This window comes from Clostridium sp. LY3-2, from assembly GCF_024705715.1.
Classification (GTDB): Bacteria; Bacillota; Clostridia; order Clostridiales; family Clostridiaceae; genus Clostridium.
In genome coordinates this window covers 66601-79413 of sequence record NZ_JAMDLQ010000032.1, presented here as the reverse complement: position 1 = coordinate 79413, position 12813 = coordinate 66601, and the positions used below count along the sequence as shown (strand labels likewise).

Below are 12813 nucleotides of genomic sequence, written 5' to 3'. Positions count from 1 at the left end.
GTGCTTTTTATTTTGAAAAGAGGTGAATTATGAATATATATAGTAGTATTAGTGAATTAAAGGGAGTAGGGCCTAAATCTATAGAAAAATTAAATAAAATCGGAATATTTAATATATTAGACCTTTTGGTTTATTTTCCTAGAGATTATGAGTTTATAAATGGTAATATTCCTTTTGAAGATATAGAAAGTGAAGAAAAACAGATTTTAAGGTGCAGGGTAAAAAGAATCAAAGGAGATATGAGAACAAAAACTCGTAAAGTTATAACGACTATAGAATTTGAGTATTTAGGTCATATTGTAAATGGAAAGTGGTTTAATCAATCCTATATTAAAACTAAGTTTAAAATAGGCGAAGAATATAACCTTTTAGGGAAATTTAAAAAGGTTTCTAATTCTTTAGAAGTTACTAATCCTATAATAAGTTCTAACGCAGCTTTAAAAAGTGAGATTATACCTAAATATCCTTTAAAGGGAGATGTAACTAATAACTTTATAGTAAAGCTTGTAGGGTTAGTTTTAGATAATTTTAAGATAAATGAAATTTTACCAAAAGATATTTTAGATAAATATAACTTAGTAGATTTTGATGAAGCTATCCGTGAGATTCATTTTCCAGGAGATAGACAAAGGTTAGAAAAATCTATTACAAGATTAAAGTTTCAAGAATTATTTACATATTCAATGAAATTATTGCTTCTTAAAGAACAAAAGAGGCTTAAAAATGGTATAGGGTTTAATTGGACAGATGAACTTAATGATTTAAGAGAGTCTTTACCTTTTTCTCTTACTAATGCACAAGCTAAAGTAGTTAGAGCTATTTTAAAAGATCAAAAGTCAAGTTACCCTATGAATAGATTAGTGCAAGGAGATGTAGGGAGCGGAAAAACAATAGTTGCATTAATTGCTATTTTTAATGCCTATAAAAATGGATTTCAATCAGCTTTTATGGCACCTACGGAAATACTTGCAACTCAGCATTATCTAGAAGCTAAAAATATATTTGAATCTTTTAATATAGATATAGAACTTTTAACAGGAAGCACGACTAAAAAAGAGAAAACTAGAATTAAAGATAAGATAAGAGAAGGTAATCCTTTAGTTGTTATAGGAACTCACGCACTTATTCAAGATGATGTTGAATTTTCTAATTTAGGTTTAGTTATTACAGATGAGCAACATAGATTTGGTGTAGAACAAAGAAGTAAACTTATTAACAAAGGAAAACAAGCTGATACTTTAGTTATGACAGCAACACCAATTCCAAGAACCTTAGCTTTATATGTATATTCTGATTTAGATATTTCAGCTATAGATGAACTTCCACCTGGAAGAAAGAAAATTGATACTAAGTTCTTTTTAGAAGATCAAAGAGATTTAGCCTACAGATTAGCATTAGATGAAATAAATAAGGGAAGGCAAGCTTATATTGTTTGTCCTTTAATTGAAGATAACGAAAAAATGGAACTTAATTCTGTAGAAAATGTTTATGATAGTTTAAGTAATGGTATTTTAAAAGGAATTCAAATAGAATACCTTCATGGGAAAATGAAAGCAAAAGAAAAAGATGATATAATAAACAGATTTAAATCAGGCGAAACTAAAGTTATAATTTCAACTACAGTAATAGAGGTTGGGGTAAATGTACCTAATGCAACTCTTATGATAGTTGAAAATGCTGAAAGGTTTGGCTTAGCTCAGCTTCATCAGCTAAGAGGAAGAGTTGGAAGGGGAGAATTTGAATCTTATTGTATTTTAATTGCGAAAGCAAAGAGTAACACAACTAAAAAAAGGATGGAAATTCTTTGTGAATCTACAGACGGATTTTATATATCAGAACAAGATTTAAAGCTTAGAGGCTCAGGGGAGCTTTTTGGAATAAGGCAAAGTGGTGATGCTGGATTTATATTAGCAGACCTTTATGATGATATGAAAATATTAATTAGCGCAAGAAGTGAAGCTGGTAGAGTTTTATCTAGTGAAGACGGTAGAAATAAAAGGCTTGTAGAAGAAATAAAATCTAGTCTTTTAAAGAGTAGTAAATACATTTGCTTTAATTAGAATTAATATATAGTTAATTGTATAAAAACAAGGAATATGATAAAATATTCAGTAATAATGTAAATATAGGAGGATGAACCTTTGAGAATTATAGCGGGAAAGGCAAGAGGACGTAAATTATTATCACCAGAAACTTATGAAACAAGACCTACTTTAGATAGAGTTAAAGAGTCTATGTTTAGTGTTATTCAAATGAATGTTCCTGATGCTACAGTAATAGATGTATTTGCAGGTACTGGCAGTTTAGGTTTAGAAGCTGCAAGTAGAGGTGCAAAAGAAGTTCACCTAGTAGATAAAAGTAAGGTTACGTATCCTCTACTAAAGAAGAATGTAGAAAACTTAAAATTCAATGACTTTTGTTATACATACAATAGCGATGCTTATGATGTTTTAAGACTTTTAAATAAAAAAGGTAAAAAGTTTGATTTAGTTTTTATAGACCCACCATACTGTAGAGAAATGATTCCAGAAGCTTTAAAGATTATTGAAGAAAACAATATGCTTACAGAAGATGGACTTATAGTAACTAAAATAGATAGTATTGAAGAAATTTACGAAGGATACAAAAGTATAGAATGTGTTAGAAGTAAGAGATATGGAAACACTACTATATGCTTGTATAAGATAAAAGGGGGAGAATAAGATGAAAGTTGCTGTTTATCCAGGTAGCTTTGACCCCATAACAAATGGCCATTTAGATATAATTAAAAGAGGAGCAAAGGTATTTGATAAAATAGTTGTTGCTGTTTTAATTAATATTGATAAAAAAGGTTTATTTACACCAGAGGAGCGAGTTAAACTTATAGAAAAAGCAGTTTGTGATATGGATAATGTTGAAGTTGTAAGTTTTAATGGTCTTTTAATTGATCTTTTAAAAGAGAGAAATTCAAGGGTTGTACTTAAAGGATTAAGAGCTGTTTCGGACTTTGAATACGAAATGCAAATGGCACTTATGAATAATAAATTAGACTCTGAAATAGAAACTGTATTTATGATGACTGCAGCTGAAAATTCATTTTTAAGTTCATCATCAGTTAAGCAGGTTGCAAAATTTGGAGGAAGTATAGAAGGGTTAGTTCCTGATTGTATAATTGAAGATATTATAAATCAGATAAAAAGATAAGGGGGATTATTTATGGAGAAAACAAAAAGTGATACACTTGATTTATTAGAGTATTTACAAGATATAGTTGACAATGCACAAAAGGTTCCTATGACTGGGAAATCTATGATAGATAAAAGAGAAGTTCTTGAAATTATTGATGATATAATAAATGGTTTACCTGATGAAATTAAAACAGCACAATGGGTTGTATCAGAAAAAGATAGGATTTTAAGTGAAGCAAAAAAAGAATACGAAAATGTTAAGCTTGAAACAAAAGAACTTATGAGACAAAATGTTGAAAATCACGATTATGTTAGGGAAGCTAAAATACGTGCACAAGAAATAATAGCAGGAGCTAAAAGGGAAGCTAAAGCTATTAGAGTAGGGTCAAGAGACTATGCAGATGAAATTTTAAGCGACTTAGATAGAGAACTTGAAAAGAAAAAAATAGAGCTAATAGAAGCTCTACAAGAAAGTTTTACAAAGGTTGCTCAAGATATAGATGGTACGTTAGAAGGTGCTAGCGGTACTGTACGTGAAAATATTAGAGAATTAAGAACTATGAAATAAATTCTTAAATTTTACAATGAAAAATGGAATTAGTAAAATAATTAAAGCTACAGGTATTAAATTATAAATACTTGTGGCTTTTTCTAATTTACCGCTAAAAACTTCTTCAGATATAAAAACAAATTTTGAAAGTGAGAAACTTATAATAAAACTAATGATTCCTTGAATCAATTTACTACATAAAAATTTAAATGTTTTAATATTATACTTACTTGTAAAAGAAGAGGTTTGTGCAATTATTGAAAGTCCAGAAAAAGCTAAAAAGAAACTTATAAGTCCAAGTTTTAAATGGATATCAAAATTGCTATTAGAAGCTATATTACAGCCGTTAGTCATTTCAATACTACCTAGAAAAAAACTATACAGAATATTTTCTTTTAAGTTTAAAAAAGATTCTATCTTATTAAAAATATTTATAATAAAGTCAGAGTTTTTAAAAAAAGAAATAAAAACTGAAAAAGCAACAACATATCCTGAAACTGTCACTGTAGTTTTAATGCTATTATTAATAGCTGTATCCATAGCACGACCAAAGTTAACTTTTCTATAAATAACTTTCTCTTGTTTTGTATAAGTATATTTGAAATTTTTAGGTCTTGTAAAAAGCCCTATTAAAAATAATGAAAAGTAATTAGAAATCAAAAGAAAATATCCATAGCTTATATTATTTAATAAACTTGCACCTATTGCCCCTATTATAAATATAGGTCCAGCATTTGAGGCTATTTTTAAAAGTCTATTATATTCTTTAAAATTAATATGTCCTAAAGAATATAGGTCGGTTGAGTATTTTGCTCCTAAAGGATAACCACAAAGCATACTAGCTGCAATTGGGAATGCGCAAGCTTTGCTTAAGCCTAAAGGTCTACAGATTATAGGCCCAAGAATTCTTGAATATATCTCAATACCATCATATAAAATCAACAAATTACATATAACAGAAAATGTAAATATAGTAGGAATAATAGATTTAAAGCAAAGTTTAATACCTTCTATACAAGCTTCTAATGAATTTTCAATATTTAAACTGAAAATTATAATAAGTATAGTTATAAAAATACAAAAAATTATATTTTTATTTATTTTAATATTTTTAAGTAAAATAAATCCAATGAAAATCAAAACTAAAGATAAAATAAAAATACTATTCATGAAATAACCCTCCATCAATAGTATTTATATGTGCAGATTTTATATTAAATTACAAAAGGACTCTTTAAATAATCTTCATTAGGTGAAATAGATTTATTTAAAATAGAATAAGCAGCTGTTCCTAAAAGATCTAGTTTTAATGATTCGTTTTGAATTTTTTTTGGAAGCTTTGTTATTATTTCTATATCAGAATTGTTTTTGATTTCTCTTAAAATCTTTGCACCTATTTTATTAAAAGCTAAAACTCTTACATAAGGTTTAAAATCAGTTCTAATTTTTTCTGCATCATATCTATTAAGTCCTATATATATTGAAGTTAATATTCTATTTATTCTTGTAAAAGTATATCTTTTGCTTTTTATATTCATAATAAAATCATAATAAGATTTTGAGTTTTTTATTTCTTTTAAGATTTTATTTTGAAGACCTTCTGAAAGGTCAGATATTTTATTAAAAGACTCATTTGAAGTTAAAAGTTTATATTTAATATAATCAAACATTGAATCTTCAAAAGTAAAGCTATAATCTTCTAAATTTAAATTATTAAAAAATTCAAAGCTAACATCTGTTAAACTATCTTTTATTTCGTTTAAAGAGCATTTTTCTTTAAGAGAGTTTCTTATAGATGTAGCAGATGATAAACCTTCAAGAGATAGTGAAGTATCGTTATAATTTGAACCTGTTCTCTTAAGGGTAACTGGTTTTATATTACTATTTAATTTATATAGAGCTTTAATATATTCAATTCCTAAAATATTATTTGAGTTATTTAAAAGGTAAGTTAAATCCTTTAAATCATCTATATTTTCTAAAGCATTTTCACGTGCTTTATGAAAAGGTAAACCGGTTTTTAGTTCTTCTTTTAATTTTGACTTATATAAATCACTTTCAAAAGCTAAATTAAAGGCAAGTTTTTTTAAAGAAGATATATCACCGCATTCGCTACCAAAATATAGTGAGTTTACTACATTTGTATCATTTAATATTTTAACAGCGCCAAAAGCAAAGGTTTCAGCGGAAGCTAAAGAATATATTAAAGGTAATTCTATTACAAGGTCAACTCCGTTTAAAACTGCAATTTTAGCTCTGTTCCATTTGTCGATAATTGCAGGGCCACCTCGTTGCATAAAGTTACCGCTCATTATGCATATTACTCCATCAGATTCCGTATCTTTTATGCTTTTTTCTAGGTGCAATTTATGACCTTTGTGAAAAGGATTATATTCAGTTATTATACCGGTTATGTTCAAGGCAAAAACCTCCTATTAATTATAATTTATAAGTATATCATATATAAAAAAACATGTATACAAATATAAATTTTCAGAATATTTAAAGTATTTGGAATCTACCGAATTTAATAATATAGGGCATTTTTAAGGAATTAAGGTTGAAAAAAATCAGTGTTTAGAGGTATAGTATATATGGAGATACATTTGGTCTTTTTGAAAGGAGAAATGAACATGGAACTTATGAACAAAATATGGGAAGCTGCTAAAGCTGACAAAAGAAAAATCGTTTTACCAGAAGGTGACGAGGAGAGAACAGTAGTAGCTGCCAAAAAAATTGTAGATGAAGGTATAGCTCTACCTATATTAGTAGGTAATAGAGATAGTATATTAAGTCAAGCAAAAAAACAAGGTGTTGATTTAGAGGGAGTAGAGATTATAGATCCAGAAACTTCACCAAAACTTGATGAATACATAGAAGCTTTCTATGAGTTAAGAAAAAACAAAGGAATGACAATAGAAAAAGCTGACAAAATAGTTAGAGACCCACTTTATTTTGGAACAATGATGGTTAAATTAGACCACGCTGATGGATTAGTATCAGGTGCAGTTCATACAACTGGAGATCTTTTAAGACCAGGATTACAAATAATAAAAACAGCACCAGGAGTTTCTGTAGTATCAAGCTTCTTCATAATGCTTGTACCAGGATCACAATACGGTGAAGATGGAATGTTATTATTCTCAGATTGCGCTGTAAATCCAAACCCAAACTCAGATCAATTAGCAGCTATAGCTATAGCTACAGCAGAAACAGCTAAAAATCTTTGTAAGATGGATCCAAAGGTTGCAATGCTTTCATTCTCAACTATGGGAAGTGCAGACCATGAACTAGTTGATAAAGTTAGAAAAGCAACTGAAAAAGCTAAGGAATTAAGACCAGATTTAGATATAGATGGAGAAATTCAATTAGACGCTGCTATAGTTTCTAAAGTAGCATCTCAAAAAGCTCCAAACAGTAAAGTTGCAGGTAGTGCAAACGTACTAGTATTCCCTGATTTACAAGCAGGAAATATAGGTTATAAATTAGTTCAAAGATTTGCAAATGCAGAAGCTATAGGACCAGTATGTCAAGGATTTGCAAAGCCAATTAATGACCTATCAAGAGGATGTAGTACAGACGATATAGTAAAAGTTGTAGCAATAACAGCCGTTCAAGCTCAAGCACAAAAATAGAATAAACTACGTAGCTTTATAGAAAGAAGGAAATAAACATGAAAATTTTAGTAATTAACTGTGGTAGTTCATCACTGAAATACCAACTTATCGATATGACTAACGAAGAGGCTATAGCCCAAGGTTTAGTTGAGAGAATAGGAATAGAAGGTTCAATCCTTACTCAAAAAGCAGAAGGTAAAGACAAGTATGTAATTGAGACTCCTATGAAAGACCACCAAGATGCTATTAAATTAGTATTAGGTGCTTTAATTGATGAAACACATGGAGTTATTAAATCAATGGATGAAATATCAGCTGTAGGGCATAGAGTAGTTCATGGTGGAGAAAAATATTCAGAATCTGTTTTAGTTGATGAAGAAGTTATGAAATATTTAGAAGAGTGTGCAAAACTTGCACCACTTCACAACCCACCAAACATAATAGGAATAGAAGCTTGTAAAAAGCTTATGCCAAACACACCTATGGCAGTAGTATTTGATACAGCATTCCACGGAACAATGCCAGAGAAAGCTTATATGTATGCTCTTCCATACGAGTTATATGAAGACCACGCTATAAGAAGATATGGTTTCCACGGAACGTCACATAAGTTTGTATCAAGAGAAGTCTCTAAAGCATTAGGTAAAGATGTAGAAGATTTAAAAATAATAACTTGTCACTTAGGGAATGGTTCATCATTAACAGCTGTTAAAGGTGGTAAATCTATAGATACATCAATGGGATTCACTCCACTTGAAGGAGTAGTTATGGGAACAAGATCTGGAAGTATAGACCCTGCTATAGCTACATACTTAACAACTGAATGTGGATATAGTGCTGAGGAAGTTAATACTATACTTAACAAAAAATCTGGTGTTCTTGGAGTATCTGGAATAAGTTCAGACTTTAGAGACCTTTTAGACGCTAGAGAAAAAGGCGATAAGAGAGCATCACTTGCATTAGAAGTTTTCGCATATAGCGTTAAAAAGCAAATAGGAGCATATATAGCTGCTATGAATGGTGTAGATGTTATAGTATTTACAGCAGGAGTAGGTGAAAACTCTATCCCTATGAGAAAATTAATCTTAAAAGATATGGATTACTTAGGAATAAAATTAGATGAAGAGAAAAATAACGTTAGAGCGATAGTTACTGAAATCTCAACAGATGACAGTAAAGTTAAAGTATACATTGTACCAACTAACGAAGAATTAATGATTGCTAAAGATACATTAGCATTAATAAAATAGTAAATCCCAATAATTTACTTGACTTTTATCCCTTAGCTTTATATAATAAGTTGTGTTTATTCAGTAAATATTTAAAGTTAAGGGGTGAAAAGAGTCGCTTTCACTCGTGTTTTTTTGTCTTTAAAAGAACTTAGAGTAGTTTTATAGACAATCTATAAAAGAAAGAGGCGTTATTATTATGAAATATAAATTTTCAGACCTTATTTCAAGAAGAGAAAGAACAAAAGAAGTTAACTTTGAATTTGATATGGCACCTTTTCATTTTGAGGGAGAAAAGATGGAGCCTTTATCAAAAGTCGTCGTAAATGGAAATATTGTTTCTAAAAATGATGAAGTTTTAGTTGACTTACATGTACAAACTAAGTTAAAATTAGTTTGTTCAAGATGTCTTGAAACCTTTATCTATCCAATAGATATTGATATAGAAGAAAGGTTTACAAATAGCGAAGAACGTCGAGAAGACGAAGACGTGTTATTTGTAATTGGCGATGAATTAGATATCGCAGAAATAGTTGAAAGTGAAATAATTTCAACCTTACCGATTAAAAGGCTTTGTACTAACGATTGCAAAGGACTATGCCAAACTTGTGGTAAAAATCTTAACAAGGAATCTTGTACTTGTGACAATGATAACATTGATGTTAGATTAGCAGGACTTAAAGCGTTGTTAGAAAATAAGGAGGTGTAATAATGGGAAATCCAGCAAGAAAAACATATAGAGCAAAAAGAGATTCAAGAAGAGCTCAAACTTTCAAGGCGAGCATACCAGGAATAGTTGAATGTCCACAATGCCACGAAATGAAACTTGCACACAGAGTTTGCAAGAGCTGTGGATACTATAAAGGTAAAGAAGGAGTTGCTTCAGCAGAATAAAAGAAAGTCTTATGACTTTCTTTTCTTTATATCCGGATATATATATAAGTTAGGGGTGTAGAAAGTGAAGATTGTAATAGATGGAATGGGTGGAGATAATGCACCTAAGGCTGCAATAGAAGGTGCTATTTTAGCTTTAAAGGAATTTAGTGATGTACACATGTATATAACAGGTCCTAAAGAAAAAATAGAAGAAGAACTTTCAAAAGAGGAATACGATAAAGAGAGAATAACTGTTGTAGATGCTACAGAAGTTATAACAACAAATGAGCATCCTGTTATGGCCCTTAGAAGAAAGAAAGACTCAAGTATTGTAAAAGCTTTAAACTTAGTAAAAAGTGGAGAGTGCGATGCTGTTATATCAGGTGGAAGTACAGGAGCGTTTTTAGCTGGATGTACTCTTATAGTAGGTAGAATTAAAGGTATCGAAAGACCAGCTCTTGCGCCTATAATGCCAGGAAGAAGAGGCAATTTTATGGTGATAGATTCAGGTGCAAACGTCGATTGTAAACCAAACTATTTAGTGCAATTTGCTAACATGGGAAGCATCTACTATGAAAGTGTATTTAAAAAAGATAAACCTTCTGTTGGACTAGTTAATATAGGCGAAGAAGCAGAAAAAGGTAATGAATTAACAAAAGAAACATACAAATTACTAAATGAAGAAACAAATATAAACTTTATTGGTAATATTGAACCTAGAGAAATTCCAACAGGTGAAACAGATGTTTTAGTATGTGATGGTTTTGTAGGTAATACTGTTTTAAAATTATATGAAGGTGCTGCTATGAATCTACTTGGAATTATAAAAGATCACATAATGGAAGCACCATTTATATCAAAAATAGGAGCAGGACTTTTAAAACCTGTATTTAAAACTTTAAAAGTTAAATTCGATTACAAAGAAGTTGGTGGAGCACCGTTTTTAGGGGTTGATGGTATCTGCATTAAAGCCCACGGAAGCTCAGATGGAAAAGCTTTTAAAAATGCTGTTAAACAAGCTAGAATCTTTAAAGAAGGTAAAGTTATAGACAAAATCAAAGAAAACGTAGAAAACCATAAAAAAAATAAATAATAAATTATTTATTTAGAATATTGACTACGTTTTTAATATATAATATTATCTAAGTGAAGGTATAGGAGGTGAATACAGATGTTTGAAAAAATTCAAGAAATAATTTCAGAAAAATTAAGCATAGATACTGATGAAATTACATTAGAATCTTCATTTATAGATGACCTTAATGCTGATTCATTAGATATAGTTGAACTTATAATGGCATTAGAAGATGAACTAGATATGGAAATTCCAGATGAAGACGTTGAGGGATTTAAGACAGTTGGCGATGTAGTTAGCTACGTAAAAAATCATGTTGAAGAATAGTAAAATCCCGCAAATAAGTTGCGGGATTTTTACGTCTAATTTTAGATAGTTTATTCTTGAATTTGTTATTTTAGCAGATTGAAGAATAAACTTAGAGGAGTGTAAAAAATGTATAAACTTAAATTAAGAGAGATTGAGTCAAAGCTTGGCTTAAATTTTACCAATCTAAGTTATTTGAAAGTTGCTCTAACTCATAGTTCTTTTGCAAATCAGCATAAGGACTCAGAGTATAATGAAAGATTAGAATTTTTAGGAGACTCAGTATTGCAGCTTTGTGTAACTGAGTATTTATATAAAAATTATAAAGAGAAATCAGAAGGTGAACTTACAAAGATAAGAAGCCTTATTGTTTGCGAAAACTCATTATATGAAGTAGCGAAAGAAATGAACTTAGGCGAATATATTAGAATGAGTAGAGGTGAAGAACTTACAGGAGGTAGAAATAGAGTCTCAATTCAAGCAGATGCCGTAGAAGCAGTTATTGCAGCCATTTATTTAGATAAAGGCTTTGAATTTACTAGAGATTTTATTTTAAAACACTTCGCATCTATTATGAATAAAGCTATAGATAATAAGATTATCTTAGACTTTAAGACAAAGCTTCAAGAGTATTTACAACAAAACGGTGAGGTTAACATAAACTACGAATTAGTAAAGCATGAAGGTCCACCACATAGAAGAAAATTCTATACAGTTGTTTCAATTAACGATGAAATAATGGGCGAAGGTGAAGGTTACTCAAAGAAAGAAGCAGAGCAAAGAGCAGCTAAAAAAGCTCTTATTAAACTGGAGGTAGTAAATGAGTAAAAACCACTATATAATACCTATCTTTGTACCTCATGAAGGTTGTCCTCATAATTGTGTTTTTTGCAATCAGGACAGGATAACAGGAGTAAAAGATAGAGTAGATGCTAATAAAGCTGAAGAGATAATTAAAGAGTATTATGAAACTATAGAAAATAAAGATGCTACCATAGAAGTTTCTTTCTTTGGAGGTACTTTTACAGCAATACCAGAAAAAAAGCAAAGAGAATTACTAAGTGTAGCAAAAAGATACAAAGATAAAGGTATCATAAATAAAATCAGAATGTCTACAAGACCAGATTATATTGATGAATATATTTTATCTTACTTAAAAGAATATTCTGTAGATATAATAGAACTCGGTATTCAGTCTCTAGACGATGAAGTTTTAATAGCAGCTGGAAGAGGACATTCTAAAGAAGATGCAAAAAGAGCTTCTAAACTTATAAAAGAGTTTGAAATTACTTTAGGACATCAGCTAATGCCAGGACTTCCAAAAAGCACAAGAGAAAAAGATATCTTAAGTGCAAAAGAATCAATAGAAATGGAACCAGAAATAGTTAGAATATACCCATCTTTAGTAATTAAAGATACTCCTATGGAAATTATGTATAGTAGAGGAGAATATATTCCATACACTCTAGAAGAAGCTGTTTTAGTTAGCTCTGAAGTGTTTAAATTATACGATGAGGCGAATATTAACGTTATAAGAGTTGGTCTTCAGCCAACAGATGCGATTAATGAAGGTTGCGATATAATATCAGGACCTTTCCATCCAGCTTTTAGAGAACTAGTAAGTAGTAATATAACTATTCAAAATATAAAAAGTAATATTCATAAAAAAGATGTTTATGAAATACTTATCAATGAGAAAGATATAAGTAAGCTTTATGCAAATAAAAAAATGTATTTTAATACTTTAAAAGAGGAAGGTTATAATGTTAAGGTTATAATGTCTTCTGAAATAAAGAGAGGTACATTTAAACTTACTAATAACAAATTCGAAAAAATAATTAGAATATATTAAAGAAAGCGGGGGGAAACCCTCGTTTTCCTTTACCTTTTAGTAAAATTATAATAAACTTTTAATAGAGGTGATAATAGTGAAAAGGAAGACTAGAGAGAAATTACAAGTAGCAATTGCTGTATTTATGGTAATAGCATTTTT

At 29.7% G+C, this 12813-nt stretch carries 14 protein-coding genes; 12 read left to right on the top strand and 2 right to left on the bottom strand.

Annotation, left to right across the window (positions count from 1 at the left end):
• Positions 1–29: 29 nt before the first annotated feature.
• From recG to M4I33_RS10860, 4 genes are all read left to right on the top strand, one after another.
• A complete protein-coding gene (gene recG, locus M4I33_RS10875; protein WP_257916812.1) occupies positions 30–2060 on the top strand; it encodes an ATP-dependent DNA helicase RecG in 2031 nt (676 codons plus the stop codon).
• An 81-nt stretch (positions 2061–2141) separates the two neighbouring features.
• Positions 2142–2702 (top strand): 16S rRNA (guanine(966)-N(2))-methyltransferase RsmD, encoded by a 561-nt coding sequence (rsmD, locus tag M4I33_RS10870; protein WP_257916811.1) that lies wholly within the window; start codon positions 2142–2144, stop codon positions 2700–2702.
• Position 2703: 1 nt separating this feature from the next.
• Positions 2704–3183 carry a pantetheine-phosphate adenylyltransferase gene (coaD, locus tag M4I33_RS10865; protein ID WP_257916810.1) on the top strand — a complete coding sequence of 160 codons (480 nt, stop codon included), beginning with the start codon at positions 2704–2706 and terminating at the stop codon, positions 3181–3183.
• 12 nt (positions 3184–3195) lie between these two features.
• The gene (locus M4I33_RS10860; RefSeq protein WP_194190517.1) at positions 3196–3735 is read left to right on the top strand and encodes an ATPase; all 540 of its coding nucleotides are present in this window, start codon (positions 3196–3198) and stop codon (positions 3733–3735) included.
• On the opposite strand, the gene ylbJ is transcribed toward M4I33_RS10860, so the two are convergent.
• Positions 3718–4887, bottom strand: a complete 1170-nt coding sequence (gene ylbJ, locus M4I33_RS10855) for a sporulation integral membrane protein YlbJ (RefSeq protein ID WP_257916809.1) — start codon at positions 4885–4887, stop codon at positions 3718–3720. The two genes, M4I33_RS10860 and ylbJ, sit on opposite strands and share 18 nt — an antisense overlap.
• Positions 4888–4931: 44 nt before the next feature.
• On the bottom strand, positions 4932–6137 hold the full coding sequence (locus M4I33_RS10850; RefSeq protein WP_257916808.1) for a nucleotidyltransferase: 1206 nt from the start codon (positions 6135–6137) through the stop codon (positions 4932–4934).
• Positions 6138–6350: 213 nt separating this feature from the next.
• Between M4I33_RS10850 and pta the strand changes: the two genes are divergently transcribed.
• The 8 genes from pta (at position 6351) to M4I33_RS10810 (ending at position 12672) form a co-directional block, all read left to right on the top strand.
• On the top strand, positions 6351–7352 hold the full coding sequence (pta, locus tag M4I33_RS10845) for a phosphate acetyltransferase (RefSeq protein WP_257916807.1): 1002 nt from the start codon (positions 6351–6353) through the stop codon (positions 7350–7352).
• Between the two features lie 38 nt (positions 7353–7390).
• On the top strand, positions 7391–8584 hold the full coding sequence (locus M4I33_RS10840) for an acetate/propionate family kinase (RefSeq protein ID WP_257916806.1): 1194 nt from the start codon (positions 7391–7393) through the stop codon (positions 8582–8584).
• A 178-nt stretch (positions 8585–8762) separates the two neighbouring features.
• The gene (locus M4I33_RS10835) at positions 8763–9272 is read left to right on the top strand and encodes a DUF177 domain-containing protein (RefSeq protein ID WP_257916805.1); all 510 of its coding nucleotides are present in this window, start codon (positions 8763–8765) and stop codon (positions 9270–9272) included.
• A gap of 2 nt (positions 9273–9274) precedes the next feature.
• Positions 9275–9457 (top strand): 50S ribosomal protein L32, encoded by a 183-nt coding sequence (gene rpmF, locus M4I33_RS10830; protein ID WP_257916804.1) that lies wholly within the window; start codon positions 9275–9277, stop codon positions 9455–9457.
• A gap of 64 nt (positions 9458–9521) precedes the next feature.
• Positions 9522–10532, top strand: a complete 1011-nt coding sequence (plsX, locus tag M4I33_RS10825) for a phosphate acyltransferase PlsX (RefSeq protein WP_257916803.1) — start codon at positions 9522–9524, stop codon at positions 10530–10532.
• A gap of 78 nt (positions 10533–10610) precedes the next feature.
• Complete coding sequence (acpP, locus tag M4I33_RS10820) at positions 10611–10841, top strand: acyl carrier protein (RefSeq protein WP_194190510.1); 231 nt, start codon at positions 10611–10613, stop codon at positions 10839–10841.
• 108 nt (positions 10842–10949) lie between these two features.
• On the top strand, positions 10950–11648 hold the full coding sequence (rnc, locus tag M4I33_RS10815; protein ID WP_194190509.1) for a ribonuclease III: 699 nt from the start codon (positions 10950–10952) through the stop codon (positions 11646–11648).
• On the top strand, positions 11641–12672 hold the full coding sequence (locus M4I33_RS10810) for an elongator complex protein 3 (RefSeq protein ID WP_257916802.1): 1032 nt from the start codon (positions 11641–11643) through the stop codon (positions 12670–12672). Before rnc ends, M4I33_RS10810 begins: the two co-directional genes overlap by 8 nt.
• The last annotated feature ends 141 nt before the right edge of the window (positions 12673–12813 follow it).

What these genes read in the sequence shown, in the direction of transcription:
- recG (WP_257916812.1), top strand. Translation starts at nt 30, where the DNA reads ATGAATATATATAGTAGTATTAGTGAATTAAAGGGAGTAGGGCCTAAA.
- coaD (WP_257916810.1), top strand. Translation starts at nt 2,704, where the DNA reads ATGAAAGTTGCTGTTTATCCAGGTAGCTTTGACCCCATAACAAATGGC.
- M4I33_RS10860 (WP_194190517.1), top strand. Translation starts at nt 3,196, where the DNA reads ATGGAGAAAACAAAAAGTGATACACTTGATTTATTAGAGTATTTACAA.
- ylbJ (WP_257916809.1), bottom strand. Translation starts at nt 4,887, where the DNA reads ATGAATAGTATTTTTATTTTATCTTTAGTTTTGATTTTCATTGGATTT.
- pta (WP_257916807.1), top strand. Translation starts at nt 6,351, where the DNA reads ATGGAACTTATGAACAAAATATGGGAAGCTGCTAAAGCTGACAAAAGA.
- M4I33_RS10840 (WP_257916806.1), top strand. Translation starts at nt 7,391, where the DNA reads ATGAAAATTTTAGTAATTAACTGTGGTAGTTCATCACTGAAATACCAA.
- M4I33_RS10835 (WP_257916805.1), top strand. Translation starts at nt 8,763, where the DNA reads ATGAAATATAAATTTTCAGACCTTATTTCAAGAAGAGAAAGAACAAAA.
- rpmF (WP_257916804.1), top strand. Translation starts at nt 9,275, where the DNA reads ATGGGAAATCCAGCAAGAAAAACATATAGAGCAAAAAGAGATTCAAGA.
- acpP (WP_194190510.1), top strand. Translation starts at nt 10,611, where the DNA reads ATGTTTGAAAAAATTCAAGAAATAATTTCAGAAAAATTAAGCATAGAT.
- rnc (WP_194190509.1), top strand. Translation starts at nt 10,950, where the DNA reads ATGTATAAACTTAAATTAAGAGAGATTGAGTCAAAGCTTGGCTTAAAT.
- M4I33_RS10810 (WP_257916802.1), top strand. Translation starts at nt 11,641, where the DNA reads ATGAGTAAAAACCACTATATAATACCTATCTTTGTACCTCATGAAGGT.